This window comes from Streptomyces sp. CHD11, from assembly GCF_018638295.1.
In the GTDB taxonomy this organism is placed as follows: domain Bacteria; phylum Actinomycetota; class Actinomycetes; order Streptomycetales; family Streptomycetaceae; genus Streptomyces.
Window position 1 is genome coordinate 122362 of record NZ_JABTTS010000006.1, and the last position, 25135, is coordinate 147496.

Sequence of the window (25135 nt, forward strand, 5' to 3'; positions counted from 1 at the left end):
AACCCCACATGGCACGCAGAACCCTCGCCGTGGCCACCGCCCTTGCGGCAGCCACGGTTGTCATGAACCCGACTGGCGCGCAGGCGTCCCCGCCGGGCAGCAAGGACGTCACGGCCGTCCTGTTCGAGTGGAACTTCGCCTCCATAGCCCGCGAGTGCACCCAGACCCTCGGTCCCGCGGGCTACGGATACGTCCAGGTCTCCCCGCCCGCCGAGCACATCCAGGGCTCGCAGTGGTGGACGTCGTACCAGCCGGTGAGCTACAGGATCGCCGGACGGCTCGGCGACCGTACGGCCTTCCGGAACATGGTGAACACCTGTCACGCGGCCGGCGTCAAGGTCGTCGCCGACACCGTCATCAATCACATGTCCGCCGGCAACGGCACCGGCACCGGCGGCTCGTCGTACACGAAGTACGACTACCCCGGCCTGTACTCCTCGTACGACTTCGACGACTGCACCGCGCACATCACCGACTACGGCGACCGCGGAAACGTCCAGAACTGTGAACTGCTCGGCCTCTCCGATCTCGACACCGGGGAGGACTACGTCCGCGGCGCCATCGCCGGGTACATGAACGACCTGCTGTCGCTGGGCGTCGACGGCTTCCGCATCGACGCCGCCAAGCACATGCCGGCCGCCGACCTCGCCGACATCAAGTCCCGGCTGACCGACCCGAACGTGTACTGGAAGCAGGAGGTCATCCACGGTGCGGGCGAGGCCGTCCAGCCCGGCGAGTACACGGGCAACGGCGACGTCCAGGAGTTCCGCTACGCCTACGACCTCAAGCGGGTCTTCAACAACGAGAACCTCGCCTACCTGAAGAACTACGGCGAGGGCTGGGGCTACCTGAACAGCGGCGTCGCCGGCGTCTTCGTCGACAACCACGACACCGAGCGCAACGGCTCCACGCTCAGCTACAAGGACAACGCCACCTACACCCTGGCCAACGTCTTCATGCTGGCCTGGCCCTACGGCGCCCCGGACATCAACTCGGGCTACGAGTTCACCGACCACGACGCGGGACCGCCGAACGGCGGCCAGGTGAACGCCTGCTGGCAGAGCGGCTGGAAGTGCCAGCACAACTGGCCGGAGATCAAGTCCATGGTGGGCTTCCGCAACGCCACCCGCGGCCAGGCGGTCACCAACTGGTGGGACAACGGGGGCGACGCCATCGCCTTCGGCCGGGGCGGCAAGGGCTTCGTGGCCGTCAACCACGAGTCCGGCTCCCTGACCCGCACCTACCAGACCTCGCTGCCTGCGGGCACGTACTGCGACGTCCAGGCCAACACCCCTGTCACGGTGAACGGTTCGGGACAGCTGACCGCCACGCTGGGCGGCAACACGGCCCTCGCGGTGTACGCGGGCAAGTCGAGCTGCTGACACCGGGCCGGCCGTGCCGCCGTTCACGGGCGGTGGCACGGCCGGCGCCATCATGCAAAGCCTTACCGTTACTTGCAGAACCCTTGCTGTAAAGCTTTCAACGGCGATAGCGTCACGCCCGGCGCCCGGTGACGTGGCCGGAACAGGCCGTCGCCGTGGCGTGGGGTCGGACCCAATGAGCCGTAAGCGCAAGGAGTTCACGCCTTGATACCCAGAAGGCCCGCGCCCCCGGGGCGCCGCACCGCACGGGGCCGGCGCGTCGCCGCCGTCACCGTGGCCGCGCTCGCCGCCGCGCTGGTGCAGCCGGTCGCCGCCAGTGCCGCCACCCCGCCCGCGCCGCCGTCGGACGCGAAGCTCGCCCAGGCGCCCGCGCGGCACGACCTGACCCGCGAGCAGTTCTACTTCGTCCTGCCGGACCGTTTCGCCAACGGGGACACCAAGAACGACCGCGGCGGACTGACCGGTTCGCGCCTCACCCACGGCTACGACCCCACCGACAAGGGGTTCTACCAGGGCGGCGACCTCAAGGGCCTCACCAAGAAGCTCGACTACATCAAGGGGCTCGGCACCACCGCCCTCTGGATGGCGCCCATCTTCGAGAACCAGCCCGTGCAGGGCACCGGCAAGGACGCCTCGGCCGGCTACCACGGCTACTGGATCACCGACTTCACCCAGGTCGACCCGCACTTCGGCACCAACAAGGACCTCGAGACCCTCATCGACAAGGCCCACGCCAAGGGCATGAAGGTCTTCTTCGACGTCATCACCAACCACACCGCCGATGTCATCGACTACGAGGAGAAGTCCTACGGCTACCTCTCCAAGGGCGCCTTCCCGTACCTGACCAAGGACGGCGAACCCTTCGACGACGCCGACTACGCCGACGGCCACCGGAAGTTCCCGCGCGTGGACGCCGGTTCGTTCCCGCGCACCCCGGTCGTCCCCGGCGAGAAGAAGCGGCTCAAGGTCCCGTCCTGGCTCAACGACCCGGACATGTACCACAACCGCGGCGACTCCGCCTTCGCCGGCGAGTCCAGCGAGTACGGCGACTTCTCCGGCCTCGACGACCTGTGGACCGAGCGTCCCGAGGTCGTCAGCGGCATGGAGAAGATCTACCAGCGGTGGGTGAAGGACTTCGACATCGACGGCTTCCGGATCGACACGGTGAAGCACGTCAACATGGAGTTCTGGACCCAGTGGGCCACCGCCCTGGACGCCTACGCGGCCAAGAAGGGCAGGGACGACTTCTTCATGTTCGGCGAGGTCTACTCCGCCGACACCGACGTCACCGCCCCGTACGTCACCGAGGGCCGCCTCGACGCCACCCTGGACTTCCCGTTCCAGGAGGCGGCGCGCGGTTACGCCTCCCAGGGCGGCAGCGCGAAGAAGCTCGCGGCCGTCTTCGGCGACGACCACAAGTACACGACCGGCAGGGCCAACGCCTACGAGCAGGTCACCTTCCTCGGCAACCACGACATGGGCCGCATCGGCACGTTCCTGAAGCAGGACAACCCGGAGGCCACCGACGCCGAGCTGCTGAGGAAGGACATGCTCGCCAACGAGCTGATGTTCCTCAGCCGCGGCAACCCGGTCGTCTACTACGGCGACGAGCAGGGCTTCACCGGCGCCGGCGGTGACAAGGACGCCCGCCAGACCCTCTTCGCCTCCCGCACCGCCGACTACCTCGACGACGACCTGATCGGCTCCGACCGCACCCACGCCGAGGACACCTACGACACGCGAGCACCGCTCTACCGGCAGATCAGTGCTCTCGCCAAGCTCCGCAAGGCACACCCGGCGCTCACCGACGGCATCCAGCAGGAGCGGTACGCCGACGACGGCGCGGGTGTCTACGCCTTCTCCCGCACCGCGACCGGCAAGAACACCACCGAGTACGTCGTCGCCTTCAACAACGCCGGTGAGGCGAAGAAGGCCACCTTCGCCACCGGCTCCGCCCGCATGACGTTCAAGGGCATCCACGGCACCGACACCACCGTCACCAGCGACGCCGACAAGAAGATCACCGTCACCGTCCCGGCAGGCCGCGCGATCGTCCTTGAGGCCTCCGGCCCGCTCGGCAAGCCCGCCGCGAAGCCCACCATCACCCTGAAGGCCCCCGAGGCCGGCGCCACCGGCACCGTCGAGCTCACCGCCGGCGTCGAGGGCGGACAGCTCAACCGGGTCGTCTTCGCCGCCCGGACCGGCAACGGCAAGTGGCAGACCCTCGGCTCCGCCGACCACGCCCCCCACAAGGTCACCCACACCATCGGCGAGGACGTCCCCGCCGGGACCGCCCTGCGCTACAAGGCCGTCGTGATCGACTCGGCCGGCCGCACCGCGAGCACCCTGGCCGCCTCCACCACCGGCGCCCCGCCCGTGCAGGAGCGGCCCTCCGCCGCCTCCCGCGACTACGCGGTCGTCCACTACCAGCGCCCCGACGGCGACTACGACGACTGGGGCCTGTACGCCTGGGGTGACCTCGCGGACGGCGAGGCCACCGAGTGGCCGGACAGTCACCCCTTCACCGGCCGTGACGCCTACGGCGCCTTCGCCTACGTCAAGCTCAAGCCGGGCGCGTCCGACCTGGGCTTCCTCGTCATCGACAAGGACGGCACCAAGGACGTCGCCACCGACCGCACGATCGACCTCACCACGACGGGTGAGATCTGGATCGAGCAGGGCAAGGAGACCGTCGCCACCGAGCGGCCCGAGTACCCGGTCCAGGACACCACCAAGGCGGTGCTGCACTACCACCGCGCGGACGGGAACTACGAGGGCTGGGGCCTGCACACCTGGACCGGTGCCGCGGACCCCACCGACTGGTCGAAGCCCCTGGAACCGGTGAAGACCGATGCCTATGGCGCTGTCTTCGAGGTGCCGCTCGCCGAGGGTGCCGGCAGCCTCAGCTACATCCTCCACAAGGGCGACGAGAAGGACCTGCCCACCGACCAGTCGCTGGACCTGCGGGCGAACGGCCACGAGGTGTGGCTGTTGAACGGCCAGGAGAAGTACCTCCTGCCGCAGCCCGCGGGCTCCGCGGCCGCCCTCGACCCGACCACCTCCAAGGCGGTCTGGATCGACCGGGACACCCTCGTCTGGGACGGCTCCGAGGCCGCCGCCTCCACCCAGCTCCTCGCCTCCCGTACCGGCTCGGTCACGGTGCGGGACGGCATGCTGGACAGCGGCGACGCCCGCTGGCTGCGCCTGGCGAGGACGGCTCTCACGGACGCCCAGAAGGCGAAGTTCCCGCACCTGGCGAAGGGCACCGCCTGGTCCGTCGACCCACGTGACCGGGACCGGGTGCGCGAGGCGCTGCGCGGCCAGGTCGTCGCCGCCCAGCGCGCCGCCGACGGCGCCGTCCTCGCGGCGACCGGAGTGCAGATCGCCGGCGTCCTCGACGACCTCTACGCCTCCGGTGCCACGAAGGCCGGCCTCGGCCCGGTCTTCCGCCACGGCCGGCCCACCCTCTCCGTGTGGGCGCCCACCGCGCAGGACGTCGACCTGGAGATCGACGGCCGCACCGTCCGCATGAAGCGCGACGACGGCACCGGGGTCTGGTCCGTCACCGGCCCCGCCTCCTGGAAGAACAAGGCCTACCGGTACGTGGTGAAGGTGTGGGCGCCCAGCACCCGCACGATCGTCACCAACAAGGTCACCGACCCCTACTCGGTCGCGCTGACCACCGACTCCGAGCGCAGCCTCGTCGTCGACCTCGGCGACCGGCGCCTCGCCCCCGAGGGCTGGAGGTCCCTCGCCAAGCCGAAGGCGGTGCCGCTGAAGGACGCCCAGATCCAGGAACTGCACATCCGGGACTTCTCCGTGGCGGACCGGACGGCGAAGGACCGGGGCACCTACCTCGCCTTCACCGACAAGGACAGCGACGGCAGCAGGCACCTGCGGAAGCTGGCGGAGGCCGGCACCTCCTACGTACACCTGCTGCCCGCCTTCGACATCGCCACCATCCCCGAGAGGAAGTCCGAGCAGGCGACCGTCGACTGCGACCTCGCCTCCTACCCCGCCGACTCCGGCAAGCAGCAGGAGTGCGTGGCGAAGGCCGCCGCCAAGGACGCCTACAACTGGGGCTACGACCCGTACCACTACACGGTCCCCGAGGGCTCCTACGCCACCGACCCCGACGGCACCGCCCGCACGGTCCAGTTCCGTGAGATGGTCAAGGCGCTCAACGAGGACGGCCTGCGCGTCGTGATGGACGTGGTCTACAACCACACCGCCGCGAGCGGCCAGGCCAGGACCTCCGTCCTGGACCGGATCGTTCCCGGCTACTACCAGCGGCTGCTCGCCGACGGGTCCGTCGCCGACAGCACCTGCTGCGCCAACACGGCCCCCGAGAACGCCATGATGGGCAAGCTCGTCGTGGACTCGATCGTCACCTGGGCCAGGGAGTACAAGGTCGACGGCTTCCGCTTCGACCTCATGGGCCACCACCCGAAGGCCAACATCCTGGCCGTCCGCGAGGCCCTGGACGCCCTGACCCCCGAGAAGGACGGCGTCGACGGCAAGAAGATCATCCTGTACGGCGAGGGATGGAACTTCGGCGAGATCGCCGACGACGTCCGCTTCGAGCAGGCCACGCAGAAGAACATGGCCGGCACCGGTGTCGCCACCTTCTCCGACCGGGCCCGTGACGCCGTGCGCGGCGGCGGCCCCTTCGACGAGGACCCCGGTGTCCAGGGCTTCGCCTCCGGCCTCTACACCGACCCCAACTCCTCGCAGGCCAACGGCACCGAGGCCGAGCAGAAGGCCCGGCTCCTGCACTACCAGGACCTGATCAAGGTCGGGCTCTCCGGCAACCTCGCCGACTACACGTTCACCGACACCAGCGGCAAGGAGGTCAGGGGTTCCCAGGTGGACTACAACGGCGCCCCCGCCGGATACGCGGCGGTGCCCGGCGACGCCCTCGCCTACGCCGACGCGCACGACAACGAGTCGCTGTTCGACGCGCTCGCCTTCAAGCTGCCGGAGGACACACCGGCCGCGGACCGGGCGCGTATGCAGGTCCTCGCCATGGCGACGGCCGCCCTCTCGCAGGGCCCGGCCCTCTCCCAGGCGGGCACCGACCTGCTGCGCTCCAAGTCGCTGGACCGCAACTCCTACGACAGCGGCGACTGGTTCAACGCCATCCACTGGAACTGCGCGGCGGGCAACGGCTTCGGCCGCGGTCTGCCGCCGGCCGCCGACAACGAGGACAAGTGGCCGTACGCCAAGCCGCTGCTGGGCTCGGTGACGGTGGGCTGCCCGCAGATCGAGGGCACCACGGCCGCCTACCAGGACCTGCTGCGGATCCGCACGACGGAGAAGGTCTTCTCCCTCGACACGGCGGACCAGGTGCAGTCCCGGCTCTCCTTCCCGCTGTCCGGGGAGGACGAGACGCCCGGTGTGATCACCATGCGGCTCGGTGATCTGGTCGTGGTCTTCAACGCCACGCCCGAGCGGCAGGGACAGCGCGTCGGCGCGCTCGCCGGAACCGGCTACCGGCTGCACCCGGTGCAGCAGTCGGGCGGGGACACGGTGGTGAGGACGTCGTCGTACGCGAAGGCGTCCGGCACGTTCACCGTCCCGGCGCGCACGGTCGCGGTGTTCACCGCCACCGGCTGATCCCCGTACGGCACTGCGGCTAGTGTGAGCCCTCCTGACCGGAAGCAGGAGGGCTCATGCCGCAGATCACCGTCGACTACTCGGACCACCTGGCGGACGGATTCGACCGGCCCGCGTTCGCGCGGGACCTGCACACCGCCGTGGTGGAGATCGCGGCCGCCAGGCCGCCGGCGTGCAAGACGCGGTTCCGGCGGACCGGGGACGTCGTCGTCGGCACCGACCTCGCGGGCCACGCCCTCGTGCACGTCCACATCGCCCTGCTGGCCGGCCGCGCCGACGAGACCAAGGCCCGGCTCACCGAGACCGTGCTCGACCTGCTGCGCCAGTACGTCAAGCCCGCCGGGGGCGTCACGCTGCACACCTCCGCCGAGGTCCGCGACCTGGACCCGTCGTACCGGAAGTCCGAGGGCGAGTAGGTCCGCGCCGGGCGGGATCAGGACAGGCCCGGACGGTTCAGCCACGCCGGCCGCACCGGGATCCCGTCCTCGTCCTTCTCGTCCGGATCGAACACCGGCGCGGCCGGTGTGGCAGGCGGGGCCGGGGGCGCCGGGGCGGGTCCCGCGGCCACCGGCTCGGGAGCGGGCGGCGCGTCGGAGTCGGTCAGCAGTTCGCCCACGGTGAACCGGCTGGCGAACGTCTGCCACGAGCCGTCGACCACGAGCAGGAACCCGTCGGCGGTCCGCAGCAGCCGGCGGCGGCGCCGGCCTGCCGGGTGCTCCGGGAAGTAGTCGCGCGCCAGCCGCTCCAGCTCGGCGAGCGCCGCCTCCCGGGACCCCAGGACATGCACCAGCACCTCGGCCACCGTGTGCTTGCGCTGCCCGATCCCCCGCGTCGTCTCGACGACGAGAGCCCAGGTCGTCGCGGTGCTCACGTGCCCGCCAGCGCGATCAGCCGGACCGCCAGATCGGTGAACGGGCCGTCGCCCGGCTCGTTGCGGAGCAGCCCCCGCAGCAGCGCGGCCAGCTCCTCGTCGCGGGCCGCGGCGACGGCGGCGAGCGCGGCGAAGTCCTGCACGAGCTGCGCCTCCAGCTCCTCGCGCGGCACCCGCCGCCCGTCCAGCCAGATCAGCGCGGTCGACTCGACGAGCGAGATCCAGGACCGTACGACGAGCTCCAGCCGGGCCGGCACCGGGCCTTCCACCCCCAGGTGCGCCAGCATCTGCTCGTACCCCGCCTGCCGTACGGAGTCGATCAGCGCGTTGGTGGCCGAGGAACCCACCGCCGGACCGCCGCGCATCAGGGCGGCGAATCCGGGGCCGTGGCTGTCGACGAAGTCGAAGAACCGGGCCATCACCCGCCGCAGCCGCGATCCGAGCGGCCCTTCGTGCGGTTCCATGAACCGGGACGCCAGATCTTCCGAGGCGCGCCTCAACGCCGCCTCGTACAGGCTGAGTTTGCCGGGGAAGTAGTGGTAGACCAGCGGGCGCGAGATGCCCGCACGCGACGCTATCTCGTCGATGGAGACCTCGTCGGGGGAGCGCCGGCTGAACAGTTCGAGGGCTACGCCGATCAACTGCTGCCGTCGCTCCTCGACTCCCATTCTGCGACGTACCCCGGTGGTCATGCGAACACCTTACCGATCGATTCCGGCCTCGAACCGTCCGGACCGGCCCACGGGGTTCACCGGGTCGTCGCAACCAGCCGGTCGTCCGCCCGTCCTCCGGTTCGCGTCACTCGTCGGCGGGCTCGACGAGCAGACGCGCGTAGTTCGCCATCGAACGCTGGTATCGGGGCAGATGCGCCGCGAGCGCGCCGAGCACCAGCGAGAGCCCTTCGCGGTCCCGGCCGAGACTCGACAGGCACAGGGCGAGGCAGGCCCGTACGGCGTCGTCCAGTTCGTCGGACCCGGCGACGAGTTCGGGTGCCAGCAGGTGCACGCCCTCCTCCGCCCGGCCGGTGTTCCGCAGGGAACTGGCCAGCTGGATCTTCGCCCGCCGTGCCTTGTGGCGGTCGAGGCCCGCCGGCCCGCCGTCGAGCGCCTGCCGGTAGAGCGGCACCGCCCGGTCCGGGTGCCCCGTCGAGTCCCAGGCGCAGGCACGCTCGAAGGCGCCCAGCGGGCTGTCCGCGGGCAGCTCGGCGGCGAGCGCGTCGATGGTGGCCCGGAAGGCCGGCGCGTCCTCCTCGGCGTGGGTGTCGAAGGCGGCCCAGGCGGCGGCCACACGGTCTTCCCAGTCGCTGTTCATCGCGCCACCGTCGCATGCGCGTCCGGGGATCGCAGCGGAATTGAGCGTTGCGGGTCCCACAGCCGTATCGAAGGCGGAGAGCCCCCCGCCGGGGCTCCGTGCGGCGTGTCGCCGTCACGATGTCGCCGTCAAGGACCGGAGGAACACATGAGGGTGACCCGACCGATGCTCGCGCTGACCGGCGCGGTGGCGGCCCTGGCGCTGGCGGGCTGCGGATCCGGCGGCGACGGCGAGGACCAGGCGCCGCCCACCGCGACCGGCAGCCTGGAGCACCTGGCCGCCGAGGCGAAGTGCGAGCCGAACATGCAGACCGACGCCGACACCATCCGCCAGGCCCTGTGCGGGAAGGGCAAGGAGAAGTACGTCCTCGCCACCTTCGCCACCGACCGCGGCCAGCGCGAGTGGCTCAACACGGCCAAGGACTACGGCGGTTACTACCTCGTGGGCCGCAAGTGGGTCGCCGTCGGCGAGGAGCGGACCGTGACGGCCCTGCAGGGGACGCTCGGCGGCACCATGGAGGAAGGCTCCGAGCACATGAACCCCGGCGGCAGCCACAACCAGGGCGGCCACCACGGCTGACCCGGCGGCCGCGAGCACACGGGGAGCACACAGGAGGACACGAAGAGGCCGGCGGTGGGATCTCCCACCGCCGGCCTCTTCCGTTGACTACCGGGCTACCGGGCTACCGGGTCACCGGGCTACTGGCAGTCCTGGCCGCTGTTGATGCACTCGACCATCTGGTTCATCAGGTCCTCGTCGAAGAAGTTGATGAAGTCGTTGTGGTCGGTGAGCGGCTTGTGCAGCTGCTCCGGGAAGGAGTCCAGCGCGAACGGGTTCACGACCTGCCCGTTCTCGATCTGCGGGGCCGGGATGTTGTCGTAGACCAGGCGGACCTGGAGCTGCGGGATGGCCTGGAAGCCGTTCGAGCAGGTGCCGTCCGGCTCGACGAAGTCCATGTGCGTCCGGTGGTTGGCACTGTCGGTGTTCTGACCGTCCCAGCAGCTCTGGAAGTTGGACGTCCGGACCACGCCGCTGCCCTCGGGGCAGATCGGGTACTTGTCCGTCACCTGACGGTCCTCGAAGCCGGTGCAGCTCCACGCCGTGTTGGCGTTGCCCGGGCCGTTGGTGAAGGACTTGGCGTCACCGGTGATGATACGCAGCGCCCTCGGCATGGCGACGACGTCGCTCGTCCGGTTGCCGACGAACTTCAGCTCCGCCGCGGTGGGCGCGACGATCTTGCCGACGTTGCCGTCCTGGCCACCGCCCGGCTGGTCCTGGTCGATCTCCTGCGTACCGTCCTGGATCCGCAGCACCGGCCAGAAGTAGGTCGACCTGTCGCCCTGGTTCTGGCACGTGGTCTCGCCGTTGGCCAGGTCCTCGTCGCTCGCGAAGGCGGTGTTGGCCTGGTTGCCGACGTAGTCGTGATGGTGCTGGGCACCGTTGCTGACACCGGGAGCGGCGATCACGTTGTCCGAGTTGCGCAGCCCGTTCTCGTTGGTGCCGCAGTCGGTGGTGAAGGTGCCGGTCGAGCCGCCGTCACCGTTGGCCGCCAGCCCGTTGGGCAGGTTGCGGGAGTTCGGCGGGACGTCCTCGATCCTGATGAAGTCGTCCGCGACGGGGCCGTTCTGCGCCTGTCCGCCGTTGCCCTGCTCGCCGCCGTTGTCCTGGCCGCCGTCGTTGTCCTGGCCGCCGTCACCCTGGTCCTGGCCGCCACCGCCCTGATCGACGGGAACGCCCTGGCACGGGGCGAACCGGCCGAAGTCGCGCGGTGCCTTGCCGCCCGCCCGGTTGATGTTGATGTTGATCCGGTCCAGCGTGGCCGTCCGCTTGGACTTCAGCGGCCCGAGGATGGCGTTGTCGACATAGCCGGCGTCGCCGGCCTGGGCCTGGCGTGTCTCCGCCAGACGCGTGTAGGCCTCGGTGATCTGCCGGTCGAGCCGCGCCAGTTCCCTGGCGACGCCCTTGCGGGCACTGCGCGGCACCTGCGTCAGCCTCTGGCCGACGTCCGGACAGTTGATCGTCGCGACCTGCGCGTTCCGCGATTTCGTCCGGTTGTGGTGACCTCCGTTGTCCTCGTGCGCCGAGGCGTAGAAGTTGGCCCAGACCAGCCCGCCCCCACCGAGCGCCAGGGCCGCCGCCCCGGCTGTCACCTTGGTGGCCAGTGGCATACGGCGTTTTCTTGTGTTGCGTCCCATGGAACTCCTCTTGACCTTCCTTGCGGGGGCACCATTGCGGGGCATTGAGCGGCCCGACAGGAGTGAAGCGGCTCCCTTGATTACGGGAGCCGCCCCACGGGTGTTCACCCGTCCCGGAAATCGATGAGAAGTCAGTACCGCCACACCGGTTTCAACACCCCTCGCAGCACCGGGAGTTGCGGATCACCCACAGGGGGTGAAGCGGTGGGTCCGGTTTTACCGGCCGTGGTCGGGATGGGCGAGAACCGCCGGCACGCGCCGGTTGCCGCCGTCCGGCACCTGAAGACCCGGTTCGGCGAAGACGCCGGCGGTGTGCTCGGCGATCGCCCGTTCCGTCACCGCCGTCCGGCCCGTGACCGCGGCGTTGGTCCGCCCCTGCGCCGTCGGCTCCAGCCCCTCCGCCTCCGGGGCGGCAGGCGCGTGAGCGGCCGGTCGCCGCCCGACTGCCGCGCGGGCAACTGCCGCCCCGCCCGTGCCGTCGGCCGGCAACTCCTGCGCGCGGAGCCGGCTACACCCCCCGGGCCACGCCCAGTACCTTCGCCTCCACCGCCGGATCGAGTCCCTTCGACGTCCGGTCCGGGCGCTGGGGCGCGGTGCCGCCGATCCCCGTCAGCCAGCGCCAGGTGTCGGCCACGGTCTCCGCGACCGGCCGGCAGCGCAGTCCGGCCGCGACCGCCCGGGAGACGTCCGCCGAGTGCAGCGCGTCGTGCAGGTCGCTGCCCGGCGGCACCCACACCGGGAGCTGCGTCCACGGTTCGATGCCCGCCTCCAGGACCACCTCCGGCGGCGTCCACCGCAGCTCGGCCGGTCCGCCGGTCGCCCGCACACAGGCCTCGAGCAGCTCGCCCGTCGTCGCGTGCCCCTGCGGGGAGACAACGCTGTACGGCCCGCTCAGCCCCTGCTCGGCCGTGCCGAGGATCCACTGGGCGAGGTCGCGCACATCCACGTACTGCAGCGGCAGGTCGCGCGGCCCGGGGGCGAGGACCGGGCCGCCGCGCGCCATCCGGTTCAGCCACCAGGGCAGCCGCCCCACGTTCTCGTACGGCCCCAGGATCAGCCCCGCCCGCACCAGCACCGACCGGTCCGCGCCGAAGGCGTCCACGGCGGCCAGCTCGCCGCCCCGCTTGTCCCGCGCGTAGTCCGTGAGATCCGCGTCCGGGGACGCGCCGTCCACCACCGGAGCGTCCTCGGTGTACCCGGCGGGGCGCGGCCACTCGTACACCGAGCAGCTCGACACGTACACGTGACGCCCGGCCCGGCCGCGCAGCAGCCGCGCCGCGTCCCGCACCGCGCCCGGCGCGGCCGACCAGGTGTCGACGACAACGTCCCACTCACCGGGGTCCTCGTCGAGCGCGGCCAGACCGCCGGGCGCGGTGCGGTCGCCCAGCAGCGTCCGCACGCCCGCCGGAGCCTCGTGCCGGCCCCGGTGGAAGACGGTCACCTCCCAGCCCCGCCCGACGGCCGCCTCGGCGACGGCCCGGCCCACGAACTCCGTACCACCCAGCAACAGAAGTCTCATACCGGGGACTCTGCCCGTCCGGGCGGCGGGACGGAACGGCGCTCTGCTGACGGCAGACCGGGCCGTGCGGCTCAGCGGCCGGCCGGCGGGACGTACGTGCGGCCGACCCCGCGCACCGTGCGGATCGTGTCCCGGGCGAGCAGTTCCAGCTCCGGGTGGGTCTCCAGGTGGGTGAGGACGCTTTCGCGCGAAGGGTCCGCCGAGGACGTACGCGGTGGGCGGCGGCCGGAGGCCTGGAGGGGGTCCGGGCGTCAGCGGGCCGGCGCGTACGCCGCGCGACAACGCACCCGGTCGAAGCCGTGGTGCCGGCGGGACGGCCGGAACGGCTCGAGGTCACTGGGCCTCGTCGCACCGCACTTCCGGTGGCCGGCCATGTCCCCATCGACGCAGACGACGCGAGGGGCGCCCGCCGTGAACGGCGGACGCCCCTCGTGAGGACCGCGGGACGGGGTCAGACCTGGCCGGCCTTCTCCAGCGCGGTGCAGCACGTGTCGACCAGCAGACGGGTCACCAGGTACGGGTCGACGTTGGCGTTCGGACGGCGGTCCTCGATGTATCCCTTGCCGTCCTTCTCGACCTGCCACGGGATGCGCACCGAGGCGCCGCGGTCGGAGACGCCGTAGGAGTACTCGTTCCACGGGGCGGTCTCGTGCAGGCCGGTGAGGCGGTCGTCGATGCCGGCACCGTAGTTCTTGACGTGGTCCAGCGGCTTGGAGCCCTCACCGAGGGACTCGCAGGCGGTGATGATCGCCTCGTACCCCTCGCGCATGGCCCGGGTGGAGAAGTTGGTGTGCGCGCCCGCACCGTTCCAGTCACCCTTGACCGGCTTGGGGTCCAGGGTGGCGGAGACGCCGAAGTCCTCGGCTGTGCGGTACAGCAGCCAGCGGGCCACCCAGAGCTGGTCGGAGACCGTCAGCGGGGCCAGCGGGCCGACCTGGAACTCCCACTGGCCCGGCATGACCTCGGCGTTGATGCCGGAGATGCCCAGGCCCGCCTTCAGGCAGTTCTCCAGGTGCGCCTCGACGACGTCACGGCCGAAGATCTCGTCGGAGCCGACACCGCAGTAGTAGCCGCCCTGCGCGGCCGGGAAACCGCCCTCGGGGAAGCCGAGCGGGCGGGCACCCTGGAAGAAGGTGTACTCCTGCTCGATACCGAAGACGGGTTCCTGGTCGGCGAACTTGCCGGCCACCTCGGTCAGCGCGGCCCGGGTGTTGGACTCGTGCGGCGTCATGTCCGTGTTCAGGACCTCGCACAGCACCAGGACGTCGTCGCCGCCGCGGATGGGGTCCGGGCAGACGAAGACCGGCTTGAGAACGCGGTCGGAGGCGTGCCCCTCGGCCTGGTTGGTGGAGGACCCGTCGAAGCCCCAGATCGGCAGGTCCGCGCCCTTGGAGCCGTCGTCCATGATCTTCGTCTTGGAACGCAGCTTGGCGGTCGGCTGGGTGCCGTCGATCCAGATGTACTCGGCCTTGAAGCTCACGGTCCACATCCTTCGGGGTGGGGCTGACGCTGGTGCGGGTGCTGCGGCACTGGGGCGCCGCCGTCGATGGCACGCAGCTTGTCAACAGGCGATTTCCCGGCCATTGCCCGCATGTGAACCCCGTGTTACCGGACGTCGGCCCGTCCCGCCCCACTCTGTGAGTGCGCGGGGCGGGACGGGGCTGTATGCGACGGCTCAGGACAGCACAGGAAGAAGCCCGCCGCTCCCGACCGTGAGCAGCGGGCCCCCCGGGAGGGAATCCGGGCCTTACCCCACCTTCTCGATCACCGCGCGGCGGATCACGAACTTGCCGGCCTCACGGACCTGCTCGTAGGCCGCGTTGTTGAGCAGCACACAGCTGCCGGACACCGAGGTGACCTCCACCGTCGTGGACTTGTTGTTGTCCAGGTTGGTGACCTTCAGCTTCGTCCCGGCCGGGAACTGGTTGCTGGACGCCGCCGGGGCGCCGTCCTCACCGGAGAGGGTGACGGTCGACCCGTTGCACACCTGCTCACCGGCGGCCTGCCCGGCACCTGCTCCCTGGCCGCCCGCGGCCGGCTGCGAGGGCGCGGGCTGTGCGGGCTGCTCCGGCTGTGCGGTCTGGGAGCCCTGAGCCGACTCCCCAACCGTGCACCCGGACGCCTCCTGCTGGAGCTGGATCTGCGCGATGACCGCCTCGCGGTTGGCGATCCGCGCCTCGGACTGGGCGTCGGGGGCCGCCCGCTGGCCCTCGATGAACCTCTCGTTGTTGCCGAGCGCGGTGGCCAGCCCCTGACAGACGGTCGAGTCCGCCGCCGACTTGGTGGCGGCCGCCGGCGGGGTGGCGTTCGACGTCGTCGCCATGAGGAAGGCGCCGCCTCCCGCCACCGTGGCGGCGCTGAGCAGCAGCGCGAGCTTCTTCTTGGGACCGAGTGATCTCCTGCGCGACATGCGCGCCTCCTGAAACGGTAGGGGGGCGTACGCCGCTATGTACGAGATACCGAACGCAGTTGCTCAGCCGTCGGACCAAGTCGCCGAAGTGGCCTGCGTCACAGCGTCTTTCCGCGGGAGAGGGCGTCCCGTACGGCGTCCTCCGAGCGGCCCACGACCGCCGTTCCGTCGTCAGCCGTGATGATCGGCCGCTGGATCAGCCGCGGATGCGCGGCGAGCGCCGCCACCCACCTGTCGCGCGCACCGGCGTCCCGTGCCCATGCCCCGACCCCCAGCTCCTTCGCCTCCGCCTCCTGGGTCCGCGTGATGTCCCAGGGCTCCAGGCCCAGCCGCTCCAGCACCGCCCGGATCTCGTCCTCGTCCGGCACCTCCTCCAGATACCGGCGGACGGTGTACCCGGCCCCCTCGGCGTCGAGCAGGCTGAGGGCGCTACGGCACTTGGAACAGGCCGGATTGATCCAGATCTCCATGACGGACACCGTACGCCGTCCCCCTCGCTGTTCGATTTCTTCAGCCGTGCCGCGGGTGTCTGTCGGGGCTCCTGTGACACACCGCCAAAACCCGGCATCACCAGGCGTTTTACCTGACCGTTCAGGCCTGCTGATTGTCAGTGCCGGACGGTAGACTGGAAGCAGTGTTCGAGGGAATCGCCGGGGTCGTCGTGGACCCCGGCAGGCCGCCCCGACCGCGACAGGAGGATGCCCGTGCCCGCTGCCGCACTGAAGTCCAAGCCCCTGCCCACCCAGTCCACCGCGAAGCGTCCCGTGCTGCTCGAAACGCCCTGCGCTCCCGCGGAGAAGCGCCCGCTGCCGCCGGGCCGCCCCCGGCACTGGTACGTCACGCACAACCGCCGGCTCAAGGCGATGCGGCTCGCCATCGCCCTGCTCGACTCCGGCGTCTACCTGCCCACCCAGGCACGCGACGAGAAGATCCGCACCACGGCGGAGCTGATCGGCGTCCACCCGCCGTCGGACACCACCTGCCACATGGTCCGCGCCTTCATGCGCTACAACCGCTAGAGCGGGAAGCGGGACCGGTGCCGGGCGCCTCCACGCGTGAGGTGCCCGGTACCGCCGTGGCCACACGCCGGGCGCGCGCTGAGGCACTATGGGGCGGGCAGGGGGCACACCATCCCCGTCACCGAAGTCGGCGTGCGGAGACGATACTTGCGCCGGAGGAACCGCGCGGTCACGCCCCCGCCGGAGAAGAAGGGCACGACGGTTGGCTGAGCAGAGGACGGTTTCCGTCCCGTCGTCCTGGATGACGCCGTCCGGCCGGTACGGCCGCGCCGTCGCCCGGGCGTGCGACCTCGGTATCGCCCTGGTGGTCCTGGCGGCGGCGGACTACTACAGCGCCGAGTACGACCTGCTCCTGGGCGGTCTGATGGCCCTCGGCCTGCTGGCCCGCAGACGGTACCCGGGCACGGTGATGGCGGCCGTGCTGGCACTGACCGCCGTCCAGTTCGCCCTGTACGACCTGCCCGAGTTCCAACTGGCCTCGGCACCCGCCTCGTACAACGTGGCCGTGCTGTTCGCCATGATGTCGGTCGTCCACCACTCCCGGACCACCTGGATGCCGTACCTGGCGGGCGCCGCGGTGCTGCTGGCCACGGCGGCCGGCACGGTGGGGGCGCCCGCTCTGGGCATCGAGCCGTTCGCCGACCCCGAAACGCTCCTGATCTACTGGGGAATGACCCTGACGGTCTGGCTGACGGCCTTCGCCCTGCACACCCGGCGCCTCTACGCCGAGAGCCAGGCGGCCCGCGCCTGGCACGCGGAGCGGGAACAGGAGCAGGGGGCCCGGCTGGCCGCCACCCGGGAGCGGGCCGAGATCGCCCGTGAACTGCACGATGTGGTGGCGCACAGCCTGGCCGTGATGATCCTCCAGGCCGACGGCGCCGGATCAGTGCTGCGCAAGTCGCCGGACATGGCGGAAACCGCGCTGAAGACGATCGCCGCCACGGGCCGGGACGCCATCGACGACATGCACCGCATCGTCCGGGTGCTGCGCGAGGGAAACCCGGACTCCGGCACCCCGGACTCCGGCACCCCGGACTCCGCCGGCGGCTCGCCGCGGCGCCTGATCACCCTCGACGAGATCAAGGTCGTCGCCGACCGCGCACGGGCCGCCGGGCTGGCCGTGGACCTGTCGGTCGAGGTCGGCGAGGAACGGCTGTCGCCCGCGGAGGAGATGACGGCCTTCCGCATCGTCCAGGAATGCCTCACCAACGTGCTCCGCCACGCCGGAGCCGGGGCAGGGGTCGACATCCGGCTCCGCGAGGAGCAGGGCACACTGCTGATCGACGTGACCGACGACGGAGCGGGCAACCTCGCGGGCAGCGTCGCCGGCGGCAGCTCCGGGGGGAACGGACTCGTGGGAATGCGGGAGCGGGCGGAGCTCGCCGGCGGCACCTTCGAGGCCGGTCCCCGGCTCGGCAGCGGATGGCGCGTACACGCCTCGATCCCGGTAAGGACGGCATGATGGCACAGGCGGACAGAGCGATCCGAGTGGTCGTGGTGGACGACCAGCCCCTGATCAGGGCCGGCTTCTCCATGGTGCTGGCCGGTCAGGACGACATCGACGTCGTCGGTGAGGCGGAGAACGGGGAGGACGCCCTCGAACTGCTGCGGAAGGTCGAGGCGGACGTCGTCATCATGGACATCCGCATGCCCCTGATGGACGGCATCCAGGCCACGGAACGGCTGATGCGGTGGGACGACCCGCCCGGCGTGCTGGTGCTCACCACCTTCGACAACGACGACGACGCCTTCGCCGCCCTGCGCGCCGGAGCCGGCGGCTTCCTGCTGAAGAACGCACCGGCCACCGAGGTGGTGAACGCCATCCGGGTCCTGGCCGCGGGCGAGTCGGTGGTGGCGCCGCGCATCACCCGGCTGCTCCTCGACCGGGTCTCGGACCGGCTGGCACCGGCGAACGGACAGGCCGAACGGCTGGACGTCCTCACCGTGCGCGAGCGGGACGTACTCGCCCTGGTCGCCCGTGGGCTGTCCAACGGCGAGATCGCGGCGGAGCTGTACGTCGCGGAGGCCACGGTGAAGACGCACCTGGGCAACCTCATGGCCAAACTGCACCTGCGCGACCGTGCCCAGGCCGTCGTGTTCGCCTATGAGTCCGGGCTGGTCCGGCCCTCCCCCTGAGGGTGCGGAAGCGGCCCGGGGTTCTGCCCCCGGGGTCGCAGGGCACCCCCGTCCGGTGTGCCAGATCCGCGGCGTCCGATCTCGGATTCGTGGCCGATGTCCGGCGGGCCGCCGGGATCCAGACTTCTCACTGTCGCCGAACGCGGCCGAGAAGACACCGGAGGACCCGATGAGCACCACGCCCACCACTTACACCACGCCTGACCGCAAGCGCAGCCGTCTCGTCATCGGCGCGGTCACCGCCGTGATCGCCGGAGCCCTGGTCGCCGGCGCGGGCTACTGGTGGCTGGACCGCGACGAGCTCAGCCAGGCGTCCGCCGACGACTGCCGGCTGGCGCAGCGCATCATCACCGAGGCGGGGGAGATCTCCACCGGCTCCGCGCGGGACGCGCAGGCGTGGTGGAAGAAGACCGGCGACGAGCGCCGCGCGCAGATGGAGGACGGCTACCTCGGCGCCAGGATCTCCCAGTACGAGGGATGGGCCCTCGCGACCGCCCAGAAGTCCCCCGAGGCACCGTCCGCGAAGGACGTGAAGAGCCTCGAGGAGGAGGCGCGGGGACACTGCTCCGACTCCGGCGTCACCCTGTCCATGCCGCCGCTCGGCGCCTGACCCGGATCGCGGGAACCACCCCCATGGCTGTCCACACCGCCGCCCGCGGCCGCACACCGGACGACGACGTCATCACCGCCACCGCCCTGACGAAGACCTACCGCCAGGGCACCACCGAGGTGCGCGCCCTCGACGGGGTGTCCGTCGGCGTCCGGCGCGCCCGCTTCACCGCCGTCGTCGGCCCCTCCGGGTCGGGCAAGTCGACCCTGATGCACTGCGTCGCCGGACTCGACACCGCCACCTCCGGCAGCATCGTCCTGGACGGAGCGGAGATCACCGGACTGTCCGACCGGCAGCTGACCCGGGTGCGCCGCAAGCGCATCGGGTTCGTCTTCCAGTCCTTCAACCTGCTGCCCCAGCTGACGGCCTACGAGAACATCGTGCTGCCCGTCACCATGTCCGGCGGACGACCGGACCGCGAGCTGGTGGACCACCTCTGCGACGTCCTCGGCATCGCCCACCGGCTGTCGCACCGGCCCGCCGAGCTGTCCGGCGGTCAGCAGCAGCGGGTCGCCGTGGCCCGCGCGCTGGTGGCCCGGCCGGCCGTGGTCTTCGCCGACGAACCCACCGGCAACCTCGACTCCCGGGCCGGCGGCGAAGTCCTCACCATGCTGCGCCGGTCCGTCGACGAACTCGGCCAGACGGTCGTCATGGTCACCCACGACCCCGCGGCGGCGCGGTACGCGGACCGGGTGCTGACCCTCGCGGACGGACGCGTCGTCCGGGACGAGGACTCCGTCCCCGCCGGGCGGTCCGCCGCACCCGTCACCGGCCCCGGGGCGGGCCGGCGATGAGGAACCCCTGGCGCGCGACCGTCCTGGGCTCCCAGGTGGCGGAACTCCTGCGGCGGCCCGGACGGTTCGCGGCGACCGGACTGTCGCTGCTGATCGCCGCGTTCGTCGTCTTCGGGACCGTCATGGCCCAGCAGATCATCACCGCGACCGTCGTCGGGAACTTCCGCGGGACACCCGAGGCGGTGTCCCTGGTGGCCGAGCCGGGCGGCGGGGAGGACATCGGCGAGGACCGCCTCCGCGCCGTGCGCGGGATACCGGGGGTCACCGAGGCCGTCGGCCGGCTCGAGGGAGGCGCCCCGCTGGACGGCAGCGCCGTCGAACGCTACCTCGCCCTGTCCGCGGACCCCGGCACCGGCGCCCTGGCGGAAGTCCGCCTGACCGAAGGCACCTACCCCTCCGGGCCGGGCCGGCTCGCCGTCGACACGCGTGCCGCGCGGGAGTACGGTCTCGCCCCGGGCTCGTCGCTCACCCTGCTGCAGCCCGCACCCGACGGCGACACCACCCGGCGCGTCACGGTCGAGGTCAGCGGCATCGTCCGCAGCACCGCCACGGACGACACGGAGCCCACGGGGTACGCCCCCGGACCCCACCTCGGGCGGCTGCTCGGCGTGTCGGGCTATTCCCGCGTCGACATCCGCACCGGCACCACGTCCTCCGCGCCGGCGGACCCGGCCCGCCTGGCGGAGCGGATCCGGCAGGCGGTGCCCGGAGCACAGGTGCGCTCCGGGGACGAGGTGCGGCGCCAGGAGGCCCGTCAGGCGGTGTCGGAGGCGAAGGACACCCTGGAACTGGTCACGGTCTTCCTCGCCGTCGCCGTCGGCGCGGCCGTGCTCGTCGCCACCTCCACCTTCCGCATCGTCTTCGCCCGGCGGGTACGCCAGCTGGCGCTGCTGCGCGCCATCGGGGCGACCCCGCGCCGGCTCGCCGCCGCGCTCGTCGCCGAAGGAGCGGTGGTGGGACTGCTGGCGGGTGCGACCGGAGTGCTGGCGGCCTGGGGCTGCGGGCTGCTGGTCCCCCCGGTCGCCGGACGGTTCGGACACGACCTGTCCGTCCCGCCCCACCTCCCGCCGGTGGAGGCCGTGCTCACCGTGCTCGGCACCGGTCTCCTCGCGGTCCTCGCGGTCCTGGCCCCGTCCCTGTCCGCCTCCCGGGTCTCCCCGCTGCAGGCGCTGCGCAGCGCGGCGTCCGGAGAGGGAACGGCGAACGGCCCCGGCCGGACCGTGCTGGGCCTGCTGTGTGCGGTGGGCGCCGCGCTTCTCGCCCGGCAGCAGTACACCGGACTGCCCCAGCCGGGCGACACGGACCACGACCGGTTCGCGGCGCTGACCCTCGTGGTGCTCTCGGGCGGGCTGGCCTTCCTGGCCCTGATCGCCCTCGGACCCCGTCTGGTCCGGCCGGTGCTGGCGGCCGTCGCCGTGCCGCTGCGCCGCACCGGTGCGGCCGGCCGCCTCGCGGTCGCCGGCGTCGGGGGCGCGCCGGGCCGGGCGGCCTCGGTCTCGGTCGTCGTCGCCCTCGGTGTCTGCCTGGTCGGCTCGACGCTGACCTGCCTGGCTTCCCTGGACGCCTACGAGCGGTACCGGCAGGCGGTGGAGGCCCCCGCCGACTTCCGCCTGTACCCGAGGGACAGCGGCACGCTGGACCGGTCGCTGGCCGCCGATCTCGCCTCCCGTCCCGGACTCGCCGACGTCACCGCGTTCCGCACGGCGGAGGTCGTCGAGAGCGCCCGCAGCGCCACGATCTCCGACCTCGACCTCACCGCCGTCCGCTCCGGCGCGGGCCTGACCGCCCGCACCGGCTCCCTCGACCGCCTCGCACCAGCCCACGTGGTCGTGGACGCCGGCCACGCCCACCGGCTCGGCCTCCGGGCCGGCGACCGCGTGACGCTGACCTTCGAGGGACACCCCGTCCAGCTCACCGTGGCGGCGACGCTGCCCGGAGCGGGACCCTACGGCGGCAACTTCTTCGTCCCCGCCGCGGACCTCACCCGCATGGGAGCGGACGCCGCGCCCACCGAGATCACCGCCAACGCCTCCGGGAGCGGCGCCCAGGGACGGATCCGCGCGCAGCAGGCCATCACCGACACGCTGACCGGTCCGCGGCGCGGCGACGGCCGGATCATCGCCGAGGACTCGGCCGGGCAGGCCGGAGAATCGGACGACCTGCGGACGATGGCCACGACGGTGATCATGGTGCTGGGACTGACCGTCCTCGTGGCGGTCGCCGGAGTCGCGACCACGGCGAGTCTCACCGTTGTCGAACGCAAACGCGAGTTCGGGCTGTTGCGGGCCCTCGGCCTCGGCGGAGCGGCCGTGCACCGCATGGTCACGGTGGAGTGCGCGCTCTACGGCGTACTGGGCGGGGTCCTCGGCCTGGCCCTCGCCCTGCCGTACTCCTGGCTGGTGGTCCGTGTCGCCGAGACCGGAGCCCCGTTCAGCGTGCCGGCCGGGCAACTCGCGGCGGTCTTCACCGCCCTCGTCCTGGTCACCGCCACCGCGGGCATGGTGCCCGCCCTCCGCGCCTCCCGGACCTCACCGACGGTCGCCGTCGCCGGGTCCGATTAGGGCCTGTCCGGCGGATCAGGTCGCGGGAAGACGCGGTACCTACGGGCGCCGGTGAGCGCGGGAGCCGGCAACCGACGGCAACGCCGCAGACGGCTGCGGAAGACCCCACGTCCGCGGCACGACCCGCCGGGCACGACCCGCCAGGCAGGTCCCGGCCGGGGCGCGGATGGTGGGCCGCGCGCGGCGGAGACCGGTGAGGGGGCGGCGACGCGGGGATCAGTACGGACGGAAGTTGCTGTATCCGAGCAGTACGATCACCGCGGCGACACACCCGAGGACCACGGCCGTCGACACCCACGGCGAGCGCCCGGCCGATCTCCTGCGCTCCGGCTCACCACGGAAGGGGACCGGCCCGGGAGGGTTCTCCTTCCAGCGCGCGGCGAGCATTCTGGCCCGCGCCGACGGCTCCTTGTGCTCGGCGCCGTCCGCCCATGTGATGTCGAACTCCCGCTCGTCGTCGTCCCTGTCGGACATCCCCGACCTTCTCTCGAACAACCGTGTTAGATACAGGATCCCTCTCCGGCTGCGAGGAGGGAAGCTTTCCGGTCGGATGGAACGCGTGTGCGCCCTCCGGTAGGGTGCGCCGATGCCGATGATCAGGGAGTTCCAGGTCACCTTCGACTGCGCGGAACCAGAGAGCCTCGCCCGCTTCTGGTGCGAGGTGCTGGGGTACGTCGTGCCGCCGCCGCCGCAGGGATTCGCCACGTGGGACGAGTACGACCGATCGCTGCTGCCCGGGCACCAGGGGGAGGGCTTCGCCTGCGTCGACCCCTCGGGAAAGGGCCCGCGGCTGTACTTCCAGCGCGTTCCCGAAGGGAAGACGGTCAAGAACCGGGTGCACCTCGATGTGCGGGTCGGGACCGGCCTCGCGGGGGAGGAGCGGCTCGCCGCGCTCCGGGCCGAGTGCGCACGGCTGGTCGCGCTCGGGGCGGTGTGCGAGCGGGTGATGACCGCCGACGCCGACTACGAGTCGTGCATCGTGATGCGGGACATCGAGGGCAACGAGTTCTGTCTCGACTGAGCACCGGCTGAGCACCGGGGGAAAAGCCGTCGCCGGAACTCCCGCGGGAGTGCCGGCGACGGCTTCGGTTCCGGCCGGGGGAGCGGTCACCCGCCCCCCGGGCGGGATCACACGTCGAAGTACATCTCGAACTCGTGCGGGTGCGGGCGGAGCTGGAGCGGGGCGATCTCGTTCTGGCGCTTGAAGTCGATCCACGTCTCGATCAGGTCCGGCGTGAAGACGTCGCCCTGGAGGAGGAACTCGTGGTCGGCCTCGAGGCGGTCGAGGACGGCGCCGAGGGAGGTCGGGACCTGGGCCACGTTCGCGTGCTCCTCGGGAGCCAGCTCGTAGAGGTCCTTGTCGATCGGCTCGGCCGGCTCGATCTTGTTCTTGATGCCGTCCAGGCCCGCGAGGAGCAGGGCGGAGAACGCCAGGTACGGGTTGCCGGAGGCGTCCGGGGCGCGGAACTCGACGCGCTTGGCCTTCGGGTTGGAGCCGGTGATCGGGATACGCATCGCGGCGGAGCGGTTGCGCTGCGAGTACACCAGGTTCACCGGGGCCTCGAAGCCCGGCACCAGACGGTGGTAGGAGTTCACCGTCGGGTTGGTGAAGGCCAGCAGCGACGGGGCGTGCCGGAGGATGCCGCCGATGTAGTAGCGGGCGGTGTCCGACAGGCCGGCGTAGCCCTGCTCGTCGTAGAAGAGCGGCTCGCCGCCCGCCCACAGGGACTGGTGGACGTGCATGCCCGAACCGTTGTCACCGAAGATCGGCTTCGGCATGAAGGTCGCGGTCTTGCCGTTGCGCCAGGCGACGTTCTTCACGATGTACTTGAAGAGCTGCAGGTCGTCGGCGGCGGCGAGGAGCGTGTTGAACTTGTAGTTGATCTCCGCCTGGCCGGCGGTGCCCACCTCGTGGTGCTGGCGCTCCACCTTCAGGCCGGACCGGGCCAGCTCCAGGGAGATCTCGGCACGCAGGTCGGCGAAGTGGTCGACCGGCGGGACCGGGAAGTAACCGCCCTTGTAGCGGACCTTGTAGCCGCGGTTGTCCTCCAGCGCACCGGTGTTCCAGGCGCCCGCCTCGGAGTCGATGTGGTAGAAGGACTCGTTCTCCGACGTCTTGAAGCGCACGCTGTCGAAGACGTAGAACTCGGCCTCCGGGCCGAAGTACGCGGTGTCCGCGATCCCCGTGGAGGCCAGGTACGCCTCGGCCTTCTTGGCCACGTTGCGCGGGTCACGGGAGTACTGCTCACCCGTGATCGGGTCGTGGATGAAGAAGTTGACGTTCAGCGTCTTGTCACGGCGGAACGGGTCGACCCGGGCGGTCGACAGGTCCGCGCGCAGCGCCATGTCGGACTCGTGGATGGCCTGGAAGCCGCGGATCGAGGAGCCGTCGAACGCCAGCTCCTCGTCAGGGTCGAACGCCTCCGCCGGCACGGTGACGTGCTGCATCACACCCGGGAGGTCGCAGAACCGGACGTCGATGAACTTGACGTCCTCGTCCCCGATGAACTTCTTGGCCTCGTCGGCGTTCTGGAACATCCAGCTCCTCCTACTCCCGACCGTCCCGCCGGGGTGGTAGATCGTTCGTGCGGCCAGTGCGGGTGGCACACGCTGCACTAGACCCTAGGGACGGGTCATTTCTCGTGCGTGACCCATTTGTTTCGCACAAGTTAACCGGGCTTCTTCCACGGTAGCCCCGGCATACCCCGCCG

At 71.4% G+C, this 25135-nt stretch carries 22 protein-coding genes; 11 read left to right on the forward strand and 11 right to left on the reverse strand.

Annotation, left to right across the window (positions count from 1 at the left end):
* The first annotated feature begins 8 nt into the window (after positions 1-8).
* From HTV45_RS08320 to HTV45_RS08330, 3 genes are all read left to right on the forward strand, one after another.
* Positions 9-1382, forward strand: a complete 1374-nt coding sequence (locus HTV45_RS08320) for an alpha-amylase family protein (protein WP_215204999.1) — start codon at positions 9-11, stop codon at positions 1380-1382.
* 204 nt (positions 1383-1586) lie between these two features.
* Positions 1587-6998, forward strand: a complete 5412-nt coding sequence (gene pulA / locus HTV45_RS08325; protein WP_215205000.1) for a pullulanase-type alpha-1,6-glucosidase — start codon at positions 1587-1589, stop codon at positions 6996-6998.
* Positions 6999-7054: 56 nt separating this feature from the next.
* Complete coding sequence (locus HTV45_RS08330; protein WP_215205001.1) at positions 7055-7414, forward strand: 5-carboxymethyl-2-hydroxymuconate Delta-isomerase; 360 nt, start codon at positions 7055-7057, stop codon at positions 7412-7414.
* Between the two features lie 17 nt (positions 7415-7431).
* Here the strand turns inward: HTV45_RS08330 and HTV45_RS08335 are convergent, their stop codons facing one another.
* The 3 genes from HTV45_RS08335 to HTV45_RS08345 form a co-directional block, all read right to left on the reverse strand.
* Positions 7432-7869, reverse strand: coding sequence for a hypothetical protein (locus tag HTV45_RS08335; protein WP_215205002.1), 438 nt, complete (start codon positions 7867-7869; stop codon positions 7432-7434).
* Positions 7866-8561 (reverse strand): TetR/AcrR family transcriptional regulator, encoded by a 696-nt coding sequence (locus tag HTV45_RS08340; RefSeq protein WP_215205003.1) that lies wholly within the window; start codon positions 8559-8561, stop codon positions 7866-7868. Before HTV45_RS08340 ends, HTV45_RS08335 begins: the two co-directional genes overlap by 4 nt.
* A 106-nt stretch (positions 8562-8667) precedes the next feature.
* Entirely contained in the window at positions 8668-9180 is a 513-nt protein-coding gene (locus HTV45_RS08345) for a tetratricopeptide repeat protein (protein WP_215205004.1), read from the reverse strand.
* Between the two features lie 147 nt (positions 9181-9327).
* Between HTV45_RS08345 and HTV45_RS08350 the strand changes: the two genes are divergently transcribed.
* Entirely contained in the window at positions 9328-9759 is a 432-nt protein-coding gene (locus HTV45_RS08350; RefSeq protein ID WP_215205005.1) for a hypothetical protein, read from the forward strand.
* A 119-nt stretch (positions 9760-9878) separates the two neighbouring features.
* On the opposite strand, the gene HTV45_RS08355 is transcribed toward HTV45_RS08350, so the two are convergent.
* From HTV45_RS08355 to HTV45_RS08380, 6 genes are all read right to left on the reverse strand, one after another.
* Positions 9879-11375 (reverse strand): DUF1996 domain-containing protein, encoded by a 1497-nt coding sequence (locus tag HTV45_RS08355; RefSeq protein WP_215205006.1) that lies wholly within the window; start codon positions 11373-11375, stop codon positions 9879-9881.
* 216 nt (positions 11376-11591) lie between these two features.
* Positions 11592-11864 carry a hypothetical protein gene (locus tag HTV45_RS08360; protein ID WP_215205007.1) on the reverse strand — a complete coding sequence of 91 codons (273 nt, stop codon included), beginning with the start codon at positions 11862-11864 and terminating at the stop codon, positions 11592-11594.
* 19 nt (positions 11865-11883) lie between these two features.
* Positions 11884-12894 (reverse strand): NAD-dependent epimerase/dehydratase family protein, encoded by a 1011-nt coding sequence (locus HTV45_RS08365; RefSeq protein ID WP_215205008.1) that lies wholly within the window; start codon positions 12892-12894, stop codon positions 11884-11886.
* Between the two features lie 451 nt (positions 12895-13345).
* Positions 13346-14374: a glutamine synthetase gene (glnII, locus tag HTV45_RS08370; protein WP_215205009.1), complete on the reverse strand. Its 1029-nt coding sequence runs from the start codon at positions 14372-14374 to the stop codon at positions 13346-13348.
* Between the two features lie 267 nt (positions 14375-14641).
* Positions 14642-15304, reverse strand: coding sequence for a septal ring lytic transglycosylase RlpA family protein (locus tag HTV45_RS08375; protein WP_215205010.1), 663 nt, complete (start codon positions 15302-15304; stop codon positions 14642-14644).
* Between the two features lie 98 nt (positions 15305-15402).
* Positions 15403-15774 carry an arsenate reductase family protein gene (locus tag HTV45_RS08380; protein WP_215205011.1) on the reverse strand — a complete coding sequence of 124 codons (372 nt, stop codon included), beginning with the start codon at positions 15772-15774 and terminating at the stop codon, positions 15403-15405.
* A 234-nt stretch (positions 15775-16008) separates the two neighbouring features.
* On the opposite strand from HTV45_RS08380, the gene HTV45_RS08385 reads away from it, so the two are divergent.
* The 6 genes from HTV45_RS08385 (at position 16009) to HTV45_RS08410 (ending at position 22424) form a co-directional block, all read left to right on the forward strand.
* Complete coding sequence (locus tag HTV45_RS08385; RefSeq protein ID WP_215205012.1) at positions 16009-16323, forward strand: hypothetical protein; 315 nt, start codon at positions 16009-16011, stop codon at positions 16321-16323.
* Between the two features lie 202 nt (positions 16324-16525).
* Entirely contained in the window at positions 16526-17785 is a 1260-nt protein-coding gene (locus HTV45_RS08390) for a sensor histidine kinase (RefSeq protein ID WP_215205013.1), read from the forward strand.
* Positions 17785-18459, forward strand: a complete 675-nt coding sequence (locus HTV45_RS08395) for a response regulator transcription factor (RefSeq protein ID WP_215205014.1) — start codon at positions 17785-17787, stop codon at positions 18457-18459. The genes HTV45_RS08390 and HTV45_RS08395 overlap by 1 nt, the downstream gene beginning before the upstream one ends.
* Before the next feature lie 169 nt (positions 18460-18628).
* On the forward strand, positions 18629-19069 hold the full coding sequence (locus tag HTV45_RS08400; RefSeq protein ID WP_215205015.1) for a hypothetical protein: 441 nt from the start codon (positions 18629-18631) through the stop codon (positions 19067-19069).
* A 23-nt stretch (positions 19070-19092) separates the two neighbouring features.
* Positions 19093-19863, forward strand: a complete 771-nt coding sequence (locus tag HTV45_RS08405) for an ABC transporter ATP-binding protein (RefSeq protein ID WP_251691685.1) — start codon at positions 19093-19095, stop codon at positions 19861-19863.
* A 122-nt stretch (positions 19864-19985) separates the two neighbouring features.
* Positions 19986-22424, forward strand: coding sequence for an FtsX-like permease family protein (locus HTV45_RS08410; RefSeq protein WP_251691740.1), 2439 nt, complete (start codon positions 19986-19988; stop codon positions 22422-22424).
* Positions 22425-22640: 216 nt separating this feature from the next.
* On the opposite strand, the gene HTV45_RS08415 is transcribed toward HTV45_RS08410, so the two are convergent.
* Positions 22641-22898 carry a hypothetical protein gene (locus HTV45_RS08415; protein ID WP_215205017.1) on the reverse strand — a complete coding sequence of 86 codons (258 nt, stop codon included), beginning with the start codon at positions 22896-22898 and terminating at the stop codon, positions 22641-22643.
* Positions 22899-23010: 112 nt separating this feature from the next.
* On the opposite strand from HTV45_RS08415, the gene HTV45_RS08420 reads away from it, so the two are divergent.
* Positions 23011-23445, forward strand: a complete 435-nt coding sequence (locus tag HTV45_RS08420) for a VOC family protein (RefSeq protein WP_215205018.1) — start codon at positions 23011-23013, stop codon at positions 23443-23445.
* Between the two features lie 107 nt (positions 23446-23552).
* On the opposite strand, the gene glnA is transcribed toward HTV45_RS08420, so the two are convergent.
* Positions 23553-24962, reverse strand: a complete 1410-nt coding sequence (glnA, locus tag HTV45_RS08425) for a type I glutamate--ammonia ligase (RefSeq protein ID WP_215205019.1) — start codon at positions 24960-24962, stop codon at positions 23553-23555.
* Positions 24963-25135 lie beyond the last annotated feature (173 nt).